Below are 22,033 nucleotides of genomic sequence, written 5' to 3' on the forward strand. Positions count from 1 at the left end.
TAAAAATATAAACCAATCAAATTTGAAATAGCCACACAACGAACGGTCCTAAAAAGGAGCCAATAATTGCGCATAAGGTCATGGTTACAGAACTCATGGAAAAGGCAAGTTCGCCATATTCAGCAGCTTTTGAAGTTCCTATGGCATGTGAGGCACTTCCAAGCCCAATTCCTCTCCCAATGGGGCTATGCACCTGTGCGAATTTAAAAATCATGGGCGCTGCCATGACGCCAAATATGCCGGCAATCATTACGCTGATTACTGCTATTGAGGCGTTTCCTCCCAATCCTCTAGCCACTTCAATTGCAACAGGCGTTGTAATGGATTTAGGGATAATGGAAAGAACTAACGGGTGGGACATTCCAAATATCTTAGCTAAGATGCTGACACTCATCATCCCAGTGATAGCACCGATCAAAACCCCGCCCAATATCGGAAACAAATGAGTCATTAAAAAGTGACGTTGTTTATACAAAGGATAAGCAAGTGCCACAACGGCCGGTTCCAAAAGAGAGTTAATCCAATGTCCTCCGATCATATAGCTTTTATAAGGAATATCAAGCACTACGAGGATGATGACAATCAGGACGGTAGCGGTTAAAACCGGAATGAAAAATGAATATGAGAAACGGTTGTATAATCGGGTCATTGCGAAGAAGGCAAGGACAGTCAATAAAATCATCCAGATTGGGAATAGTGCTTGTTGCATTCCTGTTCATCCTTTCTATTTTTCGCTTTCTTTTCAAAGAATTGGCTTGCCCTTCCTGCTATTGCAATGGTAATTACGGTGCTTAATAGAATGACTATAAAGAGCATTGCACCTTGAACCGAAAGCAAGGAAGAGTAATTCATGATACCAACAGTAGCCGGAATAAAAAACAAAGTTAATATACTTAATAGAAAACCTGCTCCCTGCTCAATAAACTTTACTGGGATAATTTTCAAACACAAACAAACGAAAAGTAATATAAGTGCGATAATACTACCTGGAATCATCAGGTGAAAAAGGTTTTGAATCGCCTTTCCAATGAAGGAAAAAATATATAAAATACCAATTTGCAAAACAATGATTAGGAATTTCATATGCACAGGGTCCCTCAAATGAGAGACTACAACTTACCTTCTTTCTATAAAGTCTACTATTCAAGAACTTTTTTCATTATACACCCATTGATTGCACAGGTGCTTTCTATATGTTTCCATTGACGAATGTTGGTTTTATACTGTATTATATAAAAATAATTTAATAAGACCTCACTTTTTATATAGTGAGGTAGAGGCGCGATATTTAACAGTCTTTAGTGGAGCTTGAGAAGCCGTGATGCTAAGGAGAAGGAAATGTCGCCGAAGTTTGTAATATTCTCGGTATTACATGCTGGGTCTGCAGTTAAGAGCTGCAGGACTGTCTCAATAAACTCCCCAGTTTATTGAGTTGTGCTATCTCATTTGGGATAAAGAGAGGACTTAAGGGCAACTATGTATAGTGCGACCTGAGTATACCTCAGGTCGTTTTTTGTCGTAATTTAGAGGAAAAAACAGGAGGAGAGACATTATGAAAAACAAGTTTTCATTATTCATAGTTTTATTGGTTTCAACTATTCTTCTATTAGCAGGTTGTGGGACAAGTAACAGTTCTGATTCTGGATCATCTGAAGATAATACATTTAAGGTTGGTCTTGAAGCGGGATATGCTCCTTTTAACTGGACTCAAAACGATGATTCTAATGGTGGAGTTAAAATCGATGGCTCTGCAGAATATGCAGGCGGATATGATGTAGAAATTGCAAAAAAGGTAGCTGAAGGCTTAGGAAAGGAATTAGTGATTGTCAAAACAGAGTGGGATGGCCTGGTACCAGCTTTAACATCCGGCAAAATTGACGCCATCATCGCTGGTATGTCACCTACTGCAGAACGTAAAGAATCAATTGACTTCTCGGATAATTATTATACATCCAACCTAGTAATGGTTGTGAAAAAAGGAAGCAAGTATGAAGGCGCTACGTCCATTCAAGATTTCAAAGGAGCAAAAGTTACAGCTCAATTAAATACATTCCATTATTCAGTGATTGACCAAATTAAAGGTGTAGAAAAGAAAACAGCAATGGATAACTTCCCAGCAATGAGGGTGGCTCTTGAATCAGGGATAATTGACGGATACGTTTCAGAGCGTCCAGAAGGTGTTAGTGCTTCAGCTGCTAATGATAACTATGTAATGGTTGAATTTGAGGATGGATTTAAAACATCACCAGATGATACAGCAATCGCTGTTGGTGTTAAAAAAGGCAGCAAGACTACAGATAAAATCAATGAAATTTTAAAAGGTATCTCAGAAGAAGAACGCACAAGCATTATGGATAATGCTATTAAAAATCAACCAGCAGCACAGTAATAGTGAGAAACCGGCTGTATTAATCATACAGTCGGTTTTATACAGTAAAGGAGGATAAAAGATGAGTCTTGAGTGGGTCATTAAAATAATTTCAGAAAACTGGCCTATGTTCCTTCGTGGCGCTGGTTTAACACTTTTGATTGCTCTTATAGGGACGGTTATTGGAGCAGTAATTGGATTATTAGCAGGAGTAATAAGAACAATACCAATGCCTGAACGAGGGGCAAAAAAACTACTTTTAAACGTAATTAACGCAATTCTATCTATCTATATTGAATTCTTCCGTGGAACACCAATGATTGTACAAGCAATGGTAATCTATTATGGTTCTGCGCTAGCATTTGGTATCGACATGAATGTTTTTGCTGCAGCTATTATTGTTGTATCCATCAATACAGGAGCCTATATGGCGGAAATTGTCCGTGGTGGAATTGTTTCAATTGAAAAGGGACAGTTCGAGGCAGCACATGCGATCGGCATGACTCATGTCCAAACAATGTGGAATGTGGTATTACCCCAGGTGATTCGCAATATTCTGCCGGCAACAGGAAACCAATTTGTTATTAATATTAAAGATACATCGGTTCTGAATGTGATTTCTGTTACAGAATTATATTTCGTGACAAAATCGATTTCAGGAAATAACTTTAGATATTTTGAATCCTTTTTCGTAGCATGTATGATTTATTTTGTGATGACCTTTATTGTAACAAGAATATTGTTATATATTGAAAAGAAATTAGATGGTGCTGACAACTATACGATGATTAGTAACGATACACTACAAAAATAAATGAGGAAGGAGGAGTGAATATGGAAAAGATCATTGACATTCAACATTTAAACAAATCCTTTGGAACACATGAAGTTTTAAAAGACATTGACTTTTCGGTGAGTAAGGGAGAAGTAGTCACCATTATCGGTTCTTCGGGCTCTGGTAAATCAACCCTTCTTCGTTGTATTAATCTTTTAGAAAAACCAAGCGGCGGACAAATTATTTATCACGGTGAAAATATATTAGACGAAAAGCATGATGTAGCAGACTACCGGAAGCATTTAGGGATGGTGTTCCAACAATTTAATTTATTTAACAATCATAATGTTCTTAACAACTGTGTGGTAGGACAAATAAAAGTATTAAAGCGCTCTAAGGAAGAAGCCGAAAGAGTAGCGATGAAGTACTTGAAGGTTGTTGGAATGGACAAATATATTAACGCGAAGCCGCATCAGCTATCCGGCGGGCAAAAGCAGCGTGTGGCAATCGCAAGGGCACTTTCCATGGAACCTGATGTAATGTTATTTGATGAACCAACATCCGCACTTGACCCAGAAATGGTAGGAGAGGTTCTAAAAGTTATGAAGGAATTGGCTGAATCAGGTCTTACGATGTTAATCGTAACCCATGAAATGGAATTTGCAAGAGAAGTTTCTGATCGAGTGGTATTTATGGACAAGGGAGTTATTGCGGAAGAAGGAAGTCCAGAACAGATTTTTAATAACCCAACACAAGAGCGTACGAGAGAATTCCTGAAACGGACATTAAAATAATCACCATTATATTTTCTAATAAGTGAAACTCCGGATGAGATAAGTGCGGATTCATTAACCCGTTCATGAGGACATTTCTTTGTTTTGAATCTGTTATTTGGGCCTCATGATACATTCATGAGGCTCATTTCTAATAATGGATCTACTAATTGGTCTTCATGAAACGTCCATGAGGACATTTTTTAGTTTTGAATCAGATTTTTGGGTCTCATGGTGCATCCATGAGACCCATTTCCATTAATGAATTTACTGATTTGGCTTCATAAAGCGTCCATGAGGCCAATTTCCACTTATGGATCTATCATTCATATATACATGCACAAGAATGGAGCCAGTATTGAAATCTGGCTCCATTTTTATGGCTTTATATATTTAAATAATACGAGCAGTTACCATGCCAGAGATTAGTTTGATTTTCTCCTCTAATGCTGGAATGACATCACCATTTACCTTATTATCGATGTCAATCATGGTATATGCATAGTTCCCTCGGCTTCTGTTAACCATATCCGCAATGTTTAATTGATAACTAGATATAGCGGATGTAATCTGTCCGACCATATTTGGAACATTGTGGTGGAATGCCAATACTCTCTGCTTTCCTGTATAAGGAAGGGAAGCATTTGGGAAATTTACTGAGTTTTTGATGTTTCCTGTTTCTAAAAATTCCTTCACCTGACGGGCAGCCATAATCGCACAATTCTCCTCAGATTCTTGTGAAGAGGCACCTAGGTGGGGAATCGGAACTGTATTTTTCATTTTCAGAACCTTTTCATTCGGGAAGTCTGTAATATATTTCCCAACTTTCCCGCTTTCGAGAGCAGCCGCCATGTGTGTCTCATTTACAAGCTCACCGCGTGAGAAATTTAAAATATGAACACCCGGCTTCATGATGCTGAATGTTGCTTCGTTAAACATTTCCTTTGTATCCTCAGTAAACGGTACGTGTACAGTGATGTAATCAGATTCTGCGAACAACTGTTCAATTGTTATGGCCCGCTGTACATTGCGTGACAAATTCCAAGCTGTATCGACGGAGATAAACGGGTCAAACCCGATTACATCCATATCTAAATCTAGCGCGTCATTCGCTACAAGCGCACCAATTGCTCCTAAACCAATGACTCCTAACGTTTTTCCTTTAATTTCTTTTCCGACAAACTGTTTTTTTCCAGCCTCTACTAGCTTCGGAATTTGGTCGCCTTCAGCTTCCAATGCCTTTGCCCAAGCAATACCGTCAAAAAGATTGCGTGATGAAGAGATTAAAGAGGTTAGAACCATTTCTTTTACGGCATTGGCATTTGCACCAGGGGTATTAAACACAACGATTCCTTGCTCTGTGCATTTTTCTACCGGAATATTATTTACACCTGCACCAGCTCTTGCAATTGCTTTTAAATTATTGCCGATTTCTAATGAGTGCATATTAAAGCTGCGAACAAGGATGGCATCGGGATCTTCGCTGCCGTTGTCAATCTGAAAATTGCCTTTAGTGAATACCTTTAGTCCACTTTCTGCAATATTATTAAGTGTTTTGATTGTTTTTACCTTTTCTAAAGTGATAGTGCTCATAATATCCCTCCTATTAATAAACAGAAAGAGGTAAGGGATATAATCCCCTACCTCTGCCCAGGCGAACGGCTGCGACACCATATGCTCCCTCGCGGTTATCCGCGTTTCGCCAGTTACACATGGTCTTTTTATTTATTTTATATTATCATAATTGTCTGTAGATTTCTACTCTTTATGAGGTCATTTTTAAAATGGATGACGTTTCCAGTGAACTCAAGTATAATTTTAGAATAAAAGGCTAATAGGACGTGAGTATAGGTTGAAAAAGGTAACAATAGAAAGCTTGGTTCAAAGGTTTTCTTTAAAAGTACTGGCTGGGGAAAACCATCTGCAGAAGGTCATTACACAGCCCCGGGTGCATCGTCCAGGATTGGAATTTGTGGGCCACTTTGACTTTTTTCCGACGGAACAAGTACAAATTTTAGGGAAAAAGGAAATTACCTACTTACATAAGTTGAGCAGAGAGGAACGTAAAATTCGGATTGGCAATATTGTTCACTACCATCCGCCATGTTTTATCGTAACGGCTGGTGAAGAAGGACTTACTTATCTAATTCACCATTGTACAGAACAGGGTATTCCCTTGTTAGTGACAAAACAGCCTGAGACAACTTCAGAGTTTATCCCTAAATTGGATGCGTTCTTGGTGAAGGAATTAGCACCAGAGATATCTGTTCATGGAGTTTGTATGAATGTATCAGGCATAGGTATCCTACTTCGCGGTAATTCGGGGGTCGGAAAAAGTGAAACGGCCCACACATTAATTCGCCGTGGCCACCGGCTGGTATCGGATGATATCGTGGTCCTAAAGAAACTGAGTACGCAAACTATTTTGGGTACCCATGATGGAAAATCAAAAGAGTTTTTGGCTCTTCGTAGTATAGGACTGCTTAATGTCGTCCGTTTATATGGTCGTAAGGCTTTCCAGGATGAAACACGGATATCCCTTGATATTCACTTAACGAAGTGGGAAAAAGACGCTTTATATAATGATTTAGAACAGGAGTATCATTATACTGACTATATGGGTGTTAAAATTCCTTGCATGGAAATCCAACTGCAGCCTGGACGTGATGTGGCTGGTTTAATAGAGGCTGCTGCAAATAATTGGTACTTAAAGCAGCAAGGATACAGCGCAGTCGAAGAATTCATGAGCCGAGTTGAGGCTGATATAAAGAATTCTGGAAGGGATTAACTATTCGATTTATCTCTTAACGGTATAAATAGTTTGACTTAAGTAGAGAGTGAGTATAGACTGAATATTAAGTTAATGAGAAGACCACTAGGGGAGCCATTTTATGGCTGAGACAAGAGTTATCTTGGACCCTTTGAACCTGATCTAGTTCATACTAGCGTAGGAAAGTGGAGTCTGTGTATGAATATATAAAATTACTATTCTGCCGCTCCATTTTTGGAGCGGCTTTTTCGTGTTTATAAATGCAGCCGCTCCTTTCTAATGTCTTCCAATAAACAATAAGGGAGAGAAATATGATGAGTTTTTCAGCAGAATTGAGAAAAGAAGCAAATCCGATTTTTAATGCGATTTTTGAACATCCTTTCGTCCAAGGGATTGCAAAGGGGGATTTAAAAAGCGAACAATTAATTCATTATGTTAAACAGGACTTTGAATATTTGAATTCCTTTATACGAATCTATGGAATCGCGGTTTCCAAGTGTGAGAATCGTGAAGATATGGAAATGTTTAATAAGCAGATTTCATTTATATTAAACAGTGAAATTCATCCACATCATAACTTTTGTCAGGTAGCTGGTGTTCCCTATGAGGTATTACATGGATATCCGTTATCCCCATCAGCACATCAATATATACGTCATATGCTTACAGTTGCACACGAAGGAACATTAGGGGAAATTTTAGCTGTGTTATTGCCATGTCCGTGGACATACTGGGAGATTGGGAAGAAATTATTAACGGAAGTGAATCCTGATCGCTCTCATCCTTATTATGATTGGATTCGTTTTTATGGCAGTATAACGGATTCAATAACGATTAAATTTTGTGCCCGCCTAGATGAATGGGCAAAAAATGCACCAGAGAGAGAAAAGGAAAAGATGAAGGAACATTTCTTAATTAGCTGTCAACTTGAATATATGTTTTGGGATATGGCTTATAAACTTGAAGAATGGCCTGTGAAAATGGAGGCAGTGAAAGGCTAAAATAGAAAATAAAAGAGGTAACTACTACCTCCTTCCAATAAAAATTTGTTTAATAGGTAAAAGACGCTTCCAAAGGAGGCGTCTTTTTTGTGATGAATAAAATTTATAAAGATATTTAATAAATTGGTTATTGTAATTTTTATAATATCTGATTATAATACAAGACATAACAAATAAAAAAGCGTTTTCAAAAAGGAGGTTACACAAATTAAACTGGCAGGAATGCAAGATCAAATCTTTTAAGAAAATAAAGGAATTAGGAATCTTACCATCTTGACTTGGAGGAACTCTTTATGAGTAATGTGACTCTTACGCGAAAACTTGGATTTTGGGCAGCACTTGCCATTGCGGTTGGAACGACTGTTGGTTCGGGAATTTTTGTATCTTCTGGTGATGTGGCAAAAGCTGCTGGTACACCTACTATCTCTATTCTAGCTTGGATTATTGGCGGAATCATTGCCATTCCACAAGTCATGGTGCTCGCGGAATTAGCGACAGCATATCCTCAAAACGGTAGCGGCTATGTTTACCTAAATAAAGCAGGCTGGAGGCCTTTAGGCTTTCTATATGGTTGGGCTACGTTCTGGGCTTTAGATCCACCATCGATTGCCATTATGGCGTTGGCGATTGTTTCCTATGTAGCGTCCTTTTTGCCATTTTTCAATGGTATGGCTGGAAAATTACTTGCCATTGCAATCATTCTAATCATTACTTCCATTCATTATCGAAGTGTAAAAGAAGGCGGCAAATTCCAAGTCATTATTACGGCTGTGAAAATCATTCCTTTTTTAATTGTCATCGGATTGGGGCTTATGTATTTAAACCCAGGAAACTTTTCCTATGTACCGGCGTCCGGTGAGGTGAAAACAAGTTTAATCGGTGGTGTTTCTGCTACTACTTGGGCCTATACGGGAATGGCGGCAATTTGTTTTATGGCTGGGGAATTCAAAAATCCAGGAAAGGTCCTGCCGCGAGCTCTCATTAGCTCAGTTTTAATAGTCTTGGCGTTATATACATTGCTTGCTGTTTGTATTATAGGTTTAATGCCTTTTGAAAAATTAATTAATTCAAGTGCCGCGGTATCTGACGCTGTCAAGTATATCCCGGGACTCTCTGATGTTGCTTCCTCATTTGTTGCTGTTACAGCGATTATTGTCATACTGGGATCGTTGAGCTCATGCATTATGTTCCAGCCTCGTCTTGAATATGCAATGGCAAAGGATGGTCTATTCTTTCAACGTTTTGCGAAGGTTCATCCGAAATATGAAACACCAAGTTTTTCTATTATAGTTCAAGTTGTATATGCCTGTATTCTTGTGATGTTTAGTAATTTAACAGCATTGCTGGGATATTTTACGCTTATACAGTTGCTCATTAATATTATGGATTTTGCTGCAGTTTATAAATGCCGTAAACGCGAGGATTATAAGCCGGTTTATCGTATGCCTGTATGGAGATTAACCACCATTCTAGCTATTCTTGGTGCATCTTGGCTTGCATGGGGAACGTTCACTTGGGCCCCTATCGAAGGAATGATTGCTGCATTTATAGTAATTGCGACAGGTCTGCCTGTATATTACTACTGGGAAAAGAAATACGGATCGAAAAACAAAAGTAATCTAGTTGCATAATCGATAGAAAATAGGAAGTTAGTTCGTTTTTTATTAAATTTATAAAATTATAAAGTAGTTATATAGTTAGGGAGGAAAATGTTGATGTTAAAATATGATGAAGAATTATTTCTAAGACTCGTAGAAAAAGAAGGCCTTGCTTTTCGCGGGCAAATTGAAGATATTGTTGATGGAATATGCAAAAGAGGCTACAGCAATATTTTCCTGATTGGTGCTGGCGGAACCATTGCGATGATGTATCCTTATGAATATATATTAAAATCGAATTCTACTATTGATGTTCATGCGGAAATTGCTGCTGAATTCATGGTGATGAATAATAGGCATTTTAGCAAGGATTCCGTTTGTATCTTTACATCCGTATCGGGAACAACGAAAGAAACAGTTGAAGCAGCAGAGTTTTGTAAGGCAGCGGGTGCAACTACAATTGCATTAGTAGCGGAGCCGAACACGCCGTTAACTCAAATTGTGGACCACTGTATCACAACTGGATCTGAAACACATTCTTTTGATACGTTCTTCATGCTTCTGTATATGTTCGTATTCCGTTTCATGTATAACAATAACGAGTTCCCGCAATATGAGCAGTTTACAAAAGAGGTGGCATTATTACCGCAAGCCATTTTAAATGCTGTGAAAGCCTTCGATAAAAGTGCTGAGGAATTTGCGATTAAACACAAGGACACGGACTATCACATGATGGTTGGCTCCGGCAATTTATGGGGGAATACATATTCCTATGCTATGTGTATTTTAGAAGAGATGCAATGGATTCATGCGAGGTCGATACATGCAGCAGAATTTTTCCACGGTACACTTGAATTGGTGGTCGAAGATACGAGTGTTATTTTACTAAAGGGTGAAGATGAAACACGACCATTAATGGACCGTGTGGAAAGATTCGCTGAAAAGATTACAAACCAGCTCACTGTAATTGATACAAAGGATTTTAAGATGGAAGGGATTAGTGAAGAGTTTAGAAAACACTTTGCTGTCAGTATCAATTGGTCTGTCTTAAGTCGAATCAGCGTATATCTTGAGCGGGAAAGAAATCATCCCTTAACGCTAAGAAGATATTACCGACAAATGGAGTATTAAAATGCCTGTGAGCACTACTTACTTAGTAGTGCTCGTTCCTTAATGTTCAAGAGAGAGGGGAATAAAGATGAGGATTGCAACAGTCGGAGATAATTGTATGGATGTCTATCAAACAAGCGGGAATGCCTATCCTGGTGGGAATCCTGTCAATGTAGCCGTTTATTTAACAGAATTAGGTGCTGATTCCTCTTATATTGGCTGGGTTGGCTGTGATTCTTATGGTGAACGAATGAGTAAAGAGATTTTAAAAAAGGGTGTTGATATTACTCATCTATCAAAGAAGGACGGAAAAACGGCTGTTACCTATGTCGAATTGGTCAATAATGATCGTGTTTTTGGAGAATATGATGAAGGTGTGATGGCTGACTTCATCTTAACACAGGACGAACTTGACTTTATTGGAACACATCAACTAATACATGCTGGTGTTTGGGGGCATGTAGAAGAGTATTATTCTCATTTTAAAGAAATGGGATTACAGACATCCTTTGATTTTTCTAACCAATTAGATCATAGACTTGTCAAAACCCTGCCACAGTACGTGGATTATTCATTCTTTTCCTATACGCAGGATGATCCTTTTATTCGCCAATTTTTAAAGGATGTAAAGAATAATGGCTCAAAAATTACTATAGCGACTTTAGGTGAGAATGGATCACTTGCTTATGATGGTGAACAATTCTATAAAAGCGGTGTAGTAGCAGTAGATGTGGTAGATACAATGGGAGCGGGAGATTCTTTTATATCTGGGTTTATTTATGGAAAATTGAAAGGTTTTTCTACTGCCAAATGTTTAGAGTTGGGAGCCGAAACGGCAGCGAAGACGATTCAATACTTTGGTGCTTGGTGACTGTTGTAGTCAATCAATGTATAATGATTAGTATAATTGTCAAATGACGGATAAGGATGGATTTAGTATGAGTTTAAATCCTTCAACCCCACAGCCATTATACATGCAAGTTAGGCAAATGTTGAAGAATGATATCCAAACTGGAAAATATAAACCGGACGAGCAGATTCCAACTGAAGCAGAACTTTGTGAAATCTATAACGTAAGCCGTATTACGATACGTAAGGCAATTGAGGAATTGGTAAAGGAAGGAGCCCTGACACGAATTCCCCGTAGAGGCACCTTTGTTACATCAAAAAAGTTCCATAATGAATTACTATCTGTAAGCGGATTTTCAGAATTTAGCCATCAGTTGGGTATGATACCTAATTCTCGAATTTTACGAAGTGAGGTTATTCCTGCACCTGAAGATGTTGCGAAGCACCTATTAATTGTTGAAGGTAGTCCTGTTCTAGCACTTGAACGGCTTATGTATGTAAATGACCGTCCTCTTTTCTACGATATCGCGCATTATTCATTGATTCGGTTTCCAGATTTAGAAAAGAAAATCGCAAGGAACGAATCAACTTATAAAGTCCTTTCAGAAGATTATCATACTGAAATAGTTAGTAATGATAAGATTATTGATGTTATTGGTGCGACAAATGACTATGCGAAATTACTAGAATGTGATATTGGAGCCAATCTTTTTAGAATCTTAAAAATTGCATTTAATGCTAATGACGACCCTGTACATCTCTCTACTTTTATGTGTGAGACAAGTAAAGTCAATTTGACGGTTCATCGGGCAAGATAGGTTAGTTAAATAACCACTAATAAAATTTATAGTAGATAAAAGAGAGGGAGAAATACCAGTTGGTATTTCTCCCTCTATATTTATATCGTACGGAGATTTTACTCTTCCCCTACATCTGCCCATTTATATTCGTATGTTGCACCAAATGGGTTCACGAACACTCCTTGGACTTTTGGAGAAACTAATTGTGCTCTAGAAGCCTGGTATACAGGAGCAATTACCGCATCTTCAAATAGCAATTTTTCAGCTTTTAAGAAGTTTTCATAACGTGCGTCATTATCTGTAGCAAATTTTGTAGCTGTTTCACTAACTAATTTGTCATATTCTGCGCTTGAATATCCAGTCATGTTGTTTCCGCCATCTGTAATAAACAAGTTCATGTAAGTAAATGGATCAAGGAAGTCAGGGCCCCATCTTGTAAGCTGAAGTTGATATTCCATAGATTTATCTAATTCAAGACGCTGCTTTTTTGGAATTTGTTTGATGTTAATCTTTAATCCTTCTAAATTTGTTGAGAGTTGGTTTGCAACGTATTCAACTAAGTTTTTAGTTGTTTTGTCATCATCTGCAAGAAACTCGAGTTCAACGGAGTCAGTACCCAGCTCTTCTAATCCCTTTGCCCAGAACTCCTTTGCTTTCTCAAGATCATACGTGACAAGATCTCCACTTACTTTTCGGAAATCGTCACCTGTTTTAGGCATTGGTGTAAAGTCTTTTGGAACCAAGCCGTTTGCAGCGATAGAGCCGTTATTTAAAATTTCTCCTACTAAAGCTTCCTTGTCAAAAGCTCTGCTGAGTGCTGCACGAATATTTTTATTGGCTAATGCTTCAGATTTTGTTTGATTAAACTTTAAGAAATACACAAATGTATCTGCTGATACTACATAATCGTCATTTGTTGAGTATTGGTCAACAAGATCAGATGTTAAATCCATTCGATCAACAGTACCTTCTTCATATAAGTCTAGAGCTGTTTGTGGATCTTTAACAACTTTGAAAGTTAGTTTATCCATTTTAACTGTTTTATTATCCCAATAATCTTTGTTCTTTACCAAATCCCATGAATCACTAGTACTAGTCCAGTTGTTCATAGTGTAAGGACCATTTGCCAATAAGTTTTCTGAACTAGTGGCAAAACTATCGCCTTTTTCTTCCACAAACTTTTTGTTTAATGGGAGGAATGTTCCAAATGTCGTTAATGTTTCAAAGTATGGTGTTGGATTTTCTAATTCAACAACTAGTGTATAATCGCCATCAGCTTTAACCCCTAATTGATCAACAGTTGCTTCACCTTTGTTAACTTTCTCAGCATTTTTGATTACTCCGTTCATCATATACGGCCCATATTCAGATGCTGTCTTTGGATCAACGGCACGCTGCCATGAGTATACAAAGTCATGGGCGGTTACTGGGTCACCATTGGACCATTTTGCATCCTCGCGTAATGTAAAGGTCCAAGTTAGACCATCTTCACTTACCTTATGCTCGGTAGCGATCCCTGGTGTAGTTTGTGTTTTTTCATCTAGTCGATATAAACCTTCCATTGTTGCAGCTAAATAGATAAAGGAAGACTCATCTGTAGCTAATGATGGATCCATTGAAGGAATAGCTTCTGGGTTTAAAAAGTTAAGGACCTTTTCCCCTTTTTCCTCCTCTTTCACATCTGTCCCTGCAGGTTCCTTGGCCTCATCGCCGGAACACGCAGCTAGTACACTTAGTACCAAGCCAAATGTTAAAAGCAATAACCAATGTTTGACCTTCATTCGTTTTTCCCCCTAAATAGAATTTGAGTCTGAATATTATATATGTACTGAAAATTTAGACTCTAATATTAATTATACTTATTAACTTGTTTACTTGTAAAGTTTTGGGTGATTTTTGCTGCGTTTTTTACTAAGCTTTCTTTCTACTAACTTCAAAAATCGTTGAATTATTATCGCTAATGTTTAATTTTTGGTATATGCAAAAATAGTGGAATTTTGTCAATAAAAGAAGAAAAGTATTTTGATAATTTTCAATTTTTAATCTTTAATTATCTCCATATAGTTAGTATGATGAATACGTCTACGAAGAATAAGGAGGAAAAAAACATGAATCAAGGCTTTAACTTTTATGAAATGTGGAAGGATTATTATTCACAAACCAGTAAATTGTTTGATGAAAAAATCAGCAAGGATTTCCCCTCTGAAGGGATGGGACAAGTTTTGGAGATGAATCTCCAATTTAAAAAAATGATTGATGAGTCAACATTGAAGTACCTAGAGTTTATGAACATACCCACTCGTAATGACATTGCTAACCTTTCATCATTGATTGTGAATGTGGATGCAAAGGTTGATGATCTAGAAGAAAGATTAGAAGAGAAGTTAGATAATGAAGCCATTCAGGGTTCCTTTAGTAAGGAATTGTCGAATTTAAAAAAAGACATGAAGAATTTAGATAATAAGTTAAATCAAATTCTTATCTTATTAAAATCAAAAGAAGAAACAAAGTAGAATTACGCTATTCATTTACATGGAAAAAAGAAATCTAATCGATAAATAGAAAGGGTGGGCAAAATGGCAGATTTAAGAGATAAAGTAGCGATCGTAACAGGAGGCAGCAGGGGAATCGGTGCAGCGATTGCATTGGAACTGGCGAAAAATGGTGCAAAGGTTGTCATCAATTATAATATCCGTAAAGAATTAGCGGATAAAGTTGTCGCTGAAATAAATGAATTTGGCGGAGAGGCCTATGCGGTTCAAGCGGATGTTTCCGAAAGCAATGAAGCTTCATACCTTGTACATGAAACGATTAAGCATTATGGCAAGTTAGATATTTTAATTAATAATGCAGGGATTACAAGGGACAGCACGTTTAAAAAGTTGAATGAAGAAGACTGGAGAAAAGTAATTGATGTAAATCTAAACAGTGTTTACAACAATACATCCGCAGCATTACCTTATCTTCTTGAATCAGATGCTGGCCGCATTATTAACATCTCATCCATTATTGGGCAAGCTGGAGGGTTTGGACAAACCAACTATGCTGCAGCAAAAGCAGGATTAATCGGGTACACAAAATCCCTTGCTCTTGAACTTGCTAAAAGTAATGTAACTGTTAATGCTATTTGCCCAGGATTTATTGGAACGGAAATGGTGCAAGCGATTCCTGAAAAAGTGCTTGCAGGAATTGTCGAAAAAGTTCCTCAAAAGCGCCTAGGTAAACCGGAAGAAATTGCTCGTGGGGTTGTTTTCCTATGTAAAGATGGTGACTATATAACTGGACAACAGTTAAATATTAACGGTGGTCTCTACATGTAAGTGTCATGAAGGGAAAATTTTTTAATATGTTAATAGAGTAATTAAATGATGTAAGGAGTGAACTGTCATTAGCGTTCTTATGCCAACAAATTGGAATGAGTTGATCGAATTTACACCGCAACAATATAAAGAGATGTTTCAACGTGCATTAAGGGCAAATCAAGTGTTAACGACCGATGCCCAGCCGGAAGTAGCACCTACACCGAAAGAACTTATTTGGACTAGAAATAAAACCAAGCTTTATCGGTATATATCGGAAAGCCCAAAAAAACATAAAATTCCTCTTCTTTTGGTTTATGCCCTAATTAATAAACCATATGTATTAGATTTAACAAAAGGCGGCAGTTTAGTAGAATATTTGGTTAATCGCGGGTTTGATGTCTATCTACTTGACTGGGGTGAACCGGGTTATGAAGATCGAAATATGAAGCTAGATGATTACATTATGGATTATATACCACGTGCAGTTCGTAAGGTACTGAGAAAGTCCAATGTGGATGAAGTCTCAATCCTTGGATACTGTATGGGGGGGACAATGACGTCTATATTTGCAGCTCTGCACCCAGAGTTGCCAATCCGCAATCTTATCTTTATGACGAGTCCCTTTGATTTTAAAAACACAGGTTCTTATGGTGCCATGTTAGATGAACGCTATTTTAACATTGATAAAGTAGTAGATACATTAGGTGTGATCCCACCTGAAATGATTGACTTTGGAAACAAAATGATTAATCCGATGGCAACGAACTTTGGCCCATTTATTAGTCTTTATGAACGTGCCGATAATGAGAAATTTATAAAGAGCTTTAAATTACTACAAAAATGGCTTAACGACGGCATTCAATTTCCAGGTGAAGCCTATCGTCAGTGGATTAGAGACTTTTATCAAAATAACGAATTGATAAAAGGAGAAATGGTGATTCGCGGGAAGAAGGTAAACCTTGAAAATATTAAGGCAAATGTCCTTAATTTAGCAGGTAAAAATGATCTTATCGCCCAGCCGCACCAAGTAGAAGCATTGATGAATGCCATTTCCAGCGAAGATAAACAATATAAATGTTTACCAGTCGGGCATACATCCATAACATTTGGCAGCCAAGCTGTAAAAATAACCTATCCAACGATTGCAGACTGGTTAGAAGAACGGTCTAACTAATAAATTGCGGTAAATGAGCAGTGTCCCAGGATGTCCTTGGGGCACTCCTTTTATTTCCTTATTATAATAACAAGATAGAAATAGTGGTAAAGATAATTATATTAAATTTTCAGAAAGTAGACAAGAGTAATGATGAAAAATGTTATTTTTTTCTAAAAAGACACGAACAAAGATCTTTGTTCGATGCCATGAGAGGAGAAGGTCACTTTCTTCCTTGTTATTGCATGGATTCTACTAACTCTTCGATCTTATCTGATATCAGCGGATAAAAAAAAGTCTTCGCGCTTGCGGTGGAATTACCTCCGAAAAATCCAGTACCTGGGCAGGATTTTACATTATAACTTGCTGTTGCATCTAGTACTCGTTCTTTCGTTTTTATATGCCACCAATGGTGGTAGGTGATACTGTCGATGGACGGTGTTAAACCAAATTTAATACAAAGCAATGCATTGATATAGACAATCGTATCCTGCTGTGCCTTTGTCATCACATCATGTCCTATATCAAAGTTTCCTACATGTTCGATAGCAATCCCCACAGAATTAGCTTTTGGACCAATAGTACCATCAGGAATCATGTTTAGCGGTCTCGAAACTGCCACTTTTCCATCAGGAAATGTTGTGATATTTTGGGCAATGTTTTTCCAACGCATTGTTTTCTTATGGTGATTCTCCATCCCTATCAACATTTGAAAATGGTTAGAACCATTGAAATGTTGATAGGAAGGCAGCCAAGTATGATGCTGCTGGATTAAACGGATCTCTCTGTTAACTTGAGTGTTAAAAAGCCAATCTTTAAATTCCTCTTTTGTCATAAGGATATGCTGACCGTGCATGTTCATTTTTTTAGGAGTTACTTTTAGTAGCTGCCCTGAATAAAGTTGCTCGGAGGTTAGTCCATTTATTGCTTTGATTGCCTCAACCGAGGAATGAAAAGAAGAGGAAATATTTAATAATGTGTCCCCTGCCTTCACTTCATATATTATCGGCACCCATAACTTTTGCCCTGCAATCAAAACATCAGATTGCAAGCCATTGGCTGCTTTTAATTCTTCTATTGAAATACTATATTTGTTCGCAATATCAGGGAGGCTGTCCCCTGCTTTTACCTCATGAATATGATTAGGATGAACGCTGACTGCTTGGGCAGGAGAAACAACTAGGAATAACATACTGGAAATGATTCCAAAAACAAGTACAAGTCTCTTCCTCATTTTTATTACCCCTTTATTCCTTTTTAGTATAGTGTGCAGAATAGTTATGAGAATATGCTTCTTTTATTAGCTGGGATTTAAAAAGTCAGATAATTATTTATTATTGCCAACACTTGGCTTCTGTCGAACGTTATCTAGATGAGAACGAAATAAAGAAGGTAGCTATTACGTGAAAGAAGGAGGAATAAACAATGACCTTAACGATCTTCTTTTTCACCATCAGCATAAATAAACATGAGCCCACTCTTGAGGAGGCGATTCATAGCGAAGCAGTTAAAGATCGTATACAAGAGAGTAAGGATCGTTATCTTCAAATTATGGGAAGGTATTAAGTGGTGGCCTAAAAAATCGAAAGAGACCGTTACATTTGTCCGGTCTCTTTCGGTGCGTATCTAAACTTGAAATTCACTCATGAGCGCATGAGTATTATTTTCGCTATCCTTAAAAAATGCCATCCAGGTTTCAGTTTGTCCCATTTTTGCAATGAGATGTGGTTCGTCAATAAAGAGCACCTCTTTGCTAAGCAAATCCTCGTATGTCTCTTTAATATTTTCAACTTGAAAGTATATGACGGAGCTTGACGAAAATTCTTCGGTCTCAGGGACACTTAATAGAAGACGAATACCATTACAATTAAAAAATGCTAATCCGTTTGACGTAAATAATAGCGGCAGCCCAAGCTTCTCTTTATAAAAATTTACTGCTCGGTCTAAATCTGTTACTGGAACCGCAATTTGTCCAACCTTTTCAATCTGACCTTTCCCCATTGCGCATTTCTCCCTTAGAAAAGATATACTTAATTTTCCGACAAGTTAAGTATAACCATATTTTACATCGTATAGTAAAGGACTAGTAAAATGATGAGAAGGACAAGCATGGAAGACGTTTGAAATTTAAGACGTTGATAGAGAGAAGCGTTAAACTTTTCTGACGGCAGTGGTTTATTACGCCAATCTTCTAAATAATCATTTCGTTTAAACATGAGAGTGTTAAATCTTCTAAACCCAAAAGTAACGCCATCAAAAAAACCGCCTTTAGCCGTGTACATAAATAAAAAGACAATAAGATAAAAAAAGCTAAGATAGAAAACAGCATTAATAAAGTTCAGGAGATTATAGTCTTTTGAAAAAATAAAAAAAATCAAAAGGGTTATGAAAAGATTGAGTATAAAAAATTTCCATTTATTTTTAAACATTACTTTCACCTAATCTTTATAATATTATTTTACACATGTAATAAAGAATACAGGTATTTTAACCTAATACGCTTAGAAAGTATACTTTAGCTGTTTTCTTCCGTTTTTCAAAGAAAGCGCATTCTAATTTTAGAATAATTTTTTTTATGGTGAATTAATGAAGAAGTATTGGTGTATCAACTGTAATGCTACTGTAATCTATAATGATATAATAATTTTTTGACTCTTTAATATATTTAGTCTTTACAAGAGTAGTAGAAAAATAGTATGATTTCCTTAGCTTCTTTTTTAAGAGCGAATTGACAGAAAAATAAAACAATAGGAGGTCATTTTTTTATGAAGAAAAAGTATTCATGGCTTTTAGCTCTAAGCCTTGTACTTAGCATGTTCTTAGCAGCGTGTTCAGGCAACAAGGAAACTGCTGACGATGATAAGAAACCAGCAGAAGATGCTCCAAAAGTAGAACAAACATTACACTTTATTAATGGTGACACTATTCCATCTATGGACCCTGGTATGGTAACAGATGAATACGGTATCCAATTCACGGCTGCTATCATGGAAGGTTTATACCGTCTTGATGAAAAAGGCCAGCCAACTGAAGGTATTGCTACTAAGCACGAAGTAAGTGAAGACGGTAAAACTTGGACTTTCACTTTACGTGAAGATGCAAAATGGGAAAATGGTGACCCTGTAACAGCTAACGACTTCGTATTTGCTTGGCGTCGTGCAGTAGACCCAAATCAAGGATCTGAGTATGGTCCATACATGATGGGCGGCGTTATCAAAAACGCAAATGCTGTTAACAAAGGTGAAGTTCCTGTAGATCAATTAGGTGTTAAAGCTGATGGCGACTACAAACTAGTTGTTGAGCTTGAAAACCCAACTCCATATTTTGAATCATTAACAACTTTCCCAACTTTCTTCCCATTAAATGAGAAGTTTGTTACGGAAAAAGGTGACACATATGCAACTAGCGCAGATACATTATTATCTAACGGACCATTCAAGTTCTCTAACTGGACTAGTACTGCTCAACAGTGGGAATTAGTTAAGAACCCTACTTACTGGGATGCAAAAACTGTTAAGTTAGAAAAAATGACTTATGTAGTAGTTAAAGAAGCTCAAACAGCTGTTGACTTATATGAAAAAGGTGAAGTTGACCGTGCTGGTTTATCATCTGACCTAGTTGACCAATACTCAACACATGATGATTACACAGTAGAACCAGATAATTCTGTATTCTATATTAAGATGAACCAAACTAGAAACCCAGCTCTTAAGAACGTAAACGTACGTAATGCAATTGCTAGAGCATTTGATAAGCAAGCACTAGTAGATGAAATCTTAAACAACGGTTCTATCGTTGCGAATGGTTTAGTGCCAAAAGATTTCGTTCCAACTCCAGATGGTAAAGACTTCCGCGAAGTTAGTGGAGATCTTATGAAATTTGATAAAGCAGAAGCAAAGAAATACTGGGATAAGGCTTTAGCTGAACTAGGAACTGATACAGTAGAAATCGAATTCCTTGGCGGCGACAACGAAGTTTCTAAGATGATGAACCAATATCTTGCAAACCAATTATCAACTAACCTGCCTGGTTTAAAAGTTACTTTAAAAGAAGTACCATTTGAACAACGTCTAGAATTAGACACAGCTATGGATTATGACATGCAGTTTGCTGGATGGGGACCTGACTTCCTTGATCCATATACCTTCATGAATCTTTGGTTAACTGGTGGCGGAAACAACCAAATGGGCTACTCAAACCCAGAATATGATAAGCTAATTAATGAAACTGCAACAACTTTAGCTTTAGATCCAGAAAAGCGTTTTGATAATTTCTTAAAAGCAGAAAAAATCTTATTTGAAGATGCAGCAATTGCTCCTGTATATCAAAGAGCTGGTGCTCTATTAGTTTCTCCGAAAGTTCAAGGTGTGTTTACAAACCAATTCGGAGCAACTTACGAATACAAATGGGCTAGCGTAGGTGCTGAAGAATAATAATCAGTAAAAAATAGTTTAGGTTTTACTATTTATAAAAATTGAAGGGAGTGTATGCATTTTATGCATATACTCTCTTTCGGCTTCTGAACATGAATATTCCGATTATAACAAAAATTTATAATCGACTCGATATAACATATAATAAAGAGAAATTTAGGAGGTGCAAACATGACTCGATATTTACTCCGTCGCGTATGGTATATGTTAATAACATTATTTATTATTGCGACTTTCTCGTTCTTCCTTATGAAAATATTGCCGGGTAGCCCCCTGCAGGCAGAAGATAAATTAAGTGAAGAACAAAAGGCGATTATTTTAGAAAAATATGGGTTAAATGAACCTATTCCAGTTCAATATGCAAAATATCTTGGTGGACTTGTGAAAGGTGATTTGGGAGTTTCATTTAAATTTGATAATACACCTGTTACAACTATCCTAATCGATAGAATCGGGCCATCTGCACTATTAGGCTTTCAAGCATTGGTGGTAGGGTCTATCTTGGGAATAATCCTTGGATTATTAGCCTCAATCTTCAGGAATAGTCCGATTGATTTTTCATCTACTATTATCGCAGTTATAGGAACGTCGATACCTTCGTTTGTATTTGCAGGATTATTACAATATGTATTTGCTGTAAAATTAGGCTGGTTCCCTGTGGCTCTATGGGGCACATCTGCACATACCATTTTGCCAACGATCGCTTTGGCCATTCATCCGATGGCAACAGCTGCACGTTTTACAAGAACTGAAATGGTAGAAGTGTTACATTCCAATTACATCATTACCGCTCGAGCGAAAGGTGTTTCTGAAACAGGAATTATCTTAAAGCATGGATTACGTAATGCACTTATTCCGTTAATTACAGTATTGGGTCCAATGGCAGTTGGTTTGATGACGGGTTCAATGGTTATTGAACAAATTTTTGCGATTCCAGGCATTGGTGAGCAATTCGTTACTTCTGTTATGGTAAATGATTACCCAACAATTATGGGTACAACTTTATTATTTGCCTTTGGCTTTATTGTAATTATCTTAATCATTGACCTCCTTTACGGATTGATTGATCCTAGAATAAGACTTGCAGGAGGTAAATAAGTA

General features: G+C 37.3%; 22 protein-coding genes and 3 riboswitches. Of the genes, 15 read left to right on the plus strand and 7 right to left on the minus strand.

Annotated features, from left to right (window positions below; translation table 11 throughout):
- Positions 1-16 precede the first annotated feature (16 nt).
- Entirely contained in the window at positions 17-709 is a 693-nt protein-coding gene (locus tag BANA01_RS16725) for an LrgB family protein (RefSeq protein ID WP_063253976.1), read from the minus strand.
- Complete coding sequence (locus BANA01_RS16730) at positions 679-1,083, minus strand: CidA/LrgA family protein (RefSeq protein WP_063253977.1); 405 nt, start codon at positions 1,081-1,083, stop codon at positions 679-681. Before BANA01_RS16730 ends, BANA01_RS16725 begins: the two co-directional genes overlap by 31 nt.
- Before the next feature lie 183 nt (positions 1,084-1,266).
- Positions 1,267-1,448: riboswitch (Lysine riboswitch) on the plus strand.
- 104 nt (positions 1,449-1,552) lie between these two features.
- Here BANA01_RS16730 and BANA01_RS16735 point away from each other — a divergent pair.
- The 3 genes from BANA01_RS16735 (at position 1,553) to BANA01_RS16745 (ending at position 3,937) form a co-directional block, all read left to right on the plus strand.
- A complete protein-coding gene (locus BANA01_RS16735; RefSeq protein ID WP_063253979.1) occupies positions 1,553-2,389 on the plus strand; it encodes a transporter substrate-binding domain-containing protein in 837 nt (278 codons plus the stop codon).
- A 61-nt stretch (positions 2,390-2,450) separates the two neighbouring features.
- Entirely contained in the window at positions 2,451-3,182 is a 732-nt protein-coding gene (locus BANA01_RS16740) for an amino acid ABC transporter permease (RefSeq protein ID WP_063253981.1), read from the plus strand.
- A 20-nt stretch (positions 3,183-3,202) separates the two neighbouring features.
- Positions 3,203-3,937 carry an amino acid ABC transporter ATP-binding protein gene (locus BANA01_RS16745; RefSeq protein ID WP_063253983.1) on the plus strand — a complete coding sequence of 245 codons (735 nt, stop codon included), beginning with the start codon at positions 3,203-3,205 and terminating at the stop codon, positions 3,935-3,937.
- A 372-nt stretch (positions 3,938-4,309) separates the two neighbouring features.
- On the opposite strand, the gene BANA01_RS16750 is transcribed toward BANA01_RS16745, so the two are convergent.
- Positions 4,310-5,509: a phosphoglycerate dehydrogenase gene (locus BANA01_RS16750; RefSeq protein ID WP_063253985.1), complete on the minus strand. Its 1,200-nt coding sequence runs from the start codon at positions 5,507-5,509 to the stop codon at positions 4,310-4,312.
- A gap of 48 nt (positions 5,510-5,557) precedes the next feature.
- A riboswitch (ZMP/ZTP riboswitch) is annotated at positions 5,558-5,636 on the minus strand.
- 132 nt (positions 5,637-5,768) lie between these two features.
- Between BANA01_RS16750 and hprK the strand changes: the two genes are divergently transcribed.
- The 6 genes from hprK to BANA01_RS16780 all read left to right on the plus strand — a co-directional run bounded on the left by hprK (position 5,769) and on the right by BANA01_RS16780 (position 12,062).
- Positions 5,769-6,704, plus strand: coding sequence for an HPr(Ser) kinase/phosphatase (gene hprK, locus BANA01_RS16755; RefSeq protein ID WP_063253987.1), 936 nt, complete (start codon positions 5,769-5,771; stop codon positions 6,702-6,704).
- 79 nt (positions 6,705-6,783) lie between these two features.
- Positions 6,784-6,887: riboswitch (TPP riboswitch) on the plus strand.
- Positions 6,888-7,000: 113 nt separating this feature from the next.
- Entirely contained in the window at positions 7,001-7,687 is a 687-nt protein-coding gene (tenA, locus tag BANA01_RS16760) for a thiaminase II (RefSeq protein WP_063253989.1), read from the plus strand.
- A 293-nt stretch (positions 7,688-7,980) separates the two neighbouring features.
- The gene (locus BANA01_RS16765) at positions 7,981-9,318 is read left to right on the plus strand and encodes an amino acid permease (RefSeq protein WP_063253991.1); all 1,338 of its coding nucleotides are present in this window, start codon (positions 7,981-7,983) and stop codon (positions 9,316-9,318) included.
- Between the two features lie 84 nt (positions 9,319-9,402).
- Complete coding sequence (locus BANA01_RS16770; protein WP_063253993.1) at positions 9,403-10,416, plus strand: SIS domain-containing protein; 1,014 nt, start codon at positions 9,403-9,405, stop codon at positions 10,414-10,416.
- Positions 10,417-10,483: 67 nt separating this feature from the next.
- Complete coding sequence (frlD, locus tag BANA01_RS16775) at positions 10,484-11,266, plus strand: fructoselysine 6-kinase (RefSeq protein ID WP_063253994.1); 783 nt, start codon at positions 10,484-10,486, stop codon at positions 11,264-11,266.
- 67 nt (positions 11,267-11,333) lie between these two features.
- Positions 11,334-12,062, plus strand: a complete 729-nt coding sequence (locus BANA01_RS16780) for a GntR family transcriptional regulator (protein ID WP_063253995.1) — start codon at positions 11,334-11,336, stop codon at positions 12,060-12,062.
- A 98-nt stretch (positions 12,063-12,160) separates the two neighbouring features.
- Here BANA01_RS16780 and BANA01_RS16785 read toward each other — a convergent pair whose 3' ends face one another.
- Positions 12,161-13,825 carry a peptide ABC transporter substrate-binding protein gene (locus BANA01_RS16785; RefSeq protein ID WP_063253997.1) on the minus strand — a complete coding sequence of 555 codons (1,665 nt, stop codon included), beginning with the start codon at positions 13,823-13,825 and terminating at the stop codon, positions 12,161-12,163.
- 327 nt (positions 13,826-14,152) lie between these two features.
- On the opposite strand from BANA01_RS16785, the gene BANA01_RS16790 reads away from it, so the two are divergent.
- The 3 genes from BANA01_RS16790 (at position 14,153) to phaC (ending at position 16,520) form a co-directional block, all read left to right on the plus strand.
- Positions 14,153-14,557, plus strand: a complete 405-nt coding sequence (locus tag BANA01_RS16790; protein ID WP_063253998.1) for a hypothetical protein — start codon at positions 14,153-14,155, stop codon at positions 14,555-14,557.
- Positions 14,558-14,620: 63 nt separating this feature from the next.
- On the plus strand, positions 14,621-15,364 hold the full coding sequence (locus BANA01_RS16795; protein ID WP_063254000.1) for a 3-oxoacyl-ACP reductase: 744 nt from the start codon (positions 14,621-14,623) through the stop codon (positions 15,362-15,364).
- A 79-nt stretch (positions 15,365-15,443) separates the two neighbouring features.
- Positions 15,444-16,520, plus strand: coding sequence for a class III poly(R)-hydroxyalkanoic acid synthase subunit PhaC (gene phaC / locus BANA01_RS16800; RefSeq protein ID WP_063254002.1), 1,077 nt, complete (start codon positions 15,444-15,446; stop codon positions 16,518-16,520).
- Between the two features lie 217 nt (positions 16,521-16,737).
- On the opposite strand, the gene BANA01_RS16805 is transcribed toward phaC, so the two are convergent.
- A complete protein-coding gene (locus BANA01_RS16805; RefSeq protein ID WP_082799561.1) occupies positions 16,738-17,733 on the minus strand; it encodes a LysM peptidoglycan-binding domain-containing protein in 996 nt (331 codons plus the stop codon).
- Positions 17,734-17,924: 191 nt separating this feature from the next.
- Here BANA01_RS16805 and BANA01_RS29180 point away from each other — a divergent pair, with 191 nt between their 5' ends.
- Positions 17,925-18,065, plus strand: coding sequence for a YrzI family small protein (locus BANA01_RS29180; RefSeq protein ID WP_082799562.1), 141 nt, complete (start codon positions 17,925-17,927; stop codon positions 18,063-18,065).
- A gap of 60 nt (positions 18,066-18,125) precedes the next feature.
- On the opposite strand, the gene BANA01_RS16810 is transcribed toward BANA01_RS29180, so the two are convergent.
- The gene (locus BANA01_RS16810) at positions 18,126-18,500 is read right to left on the minus strand and encodes a VOC family protein (protein ID WP_063254004.1); all 375 of its coding nucleotides are present in this window, start codon (positions 18,498-18,500) and stop codon (positions 18,126-18,128) included.
- 62 nt (positions 18,501-18,562) lie between these two features.
- Positions 18,563-18,877 (minus strand): DUF3899 domain-containing protein, encoded by a 315-nt coding sequence (locus BANA01_RS16815; RefSeq protein WP_235847170.1) that lies wholly within the window; start codon positions 18,875-18,877, stop codon positions 18,563-18,565.
- Between the two features lie 387 nt (positions 18,878-19,264).
- Between BANA01_RS16815 and BANA01_RS16820 the strand changes: the two genes are divergently transcribed.
- Both BANA01_RS16820 and opp3b read left to right on the plus strand, forming a co-directional pair.
- On the plus strand, positions 19,265-20,932 hold the full coding sequence (locus tag BANA01_RS16820; protein WP_063254008.1) for a peptide ABC transporter substrate-binding protein: 1,668 nt from the start codon (positions 19,265-19,267) through the stop codon (positions 20,930-20,932).
- 171 nt (positions 20,933-21,103) lie between these two features.
- The gene (gene opp3b / locus BANA01_RS16825) at positions 21,104-22,030 is read left to right on the plus strand and encodes an oligopeptide ABC transporter permease (protein ID WP_063254009.1); all 927 of its coding nucleotides are present in this window, start codon (positions 21,104-21,106) and stop codon (positions 22,028-22,030) included.
- Positions 22,031-22,033: the final 3 nt, after the last annotated feature.

The organism is Neobacillus niacini NBRC 15566 (assembly GCF_001591505.1).
GTDB classification, from domain to species: Bacteria; Bacillota; Bacilli; order Bacillales; family Cytobacillaceae; genus Neobacillus; species Neobacillus niacini.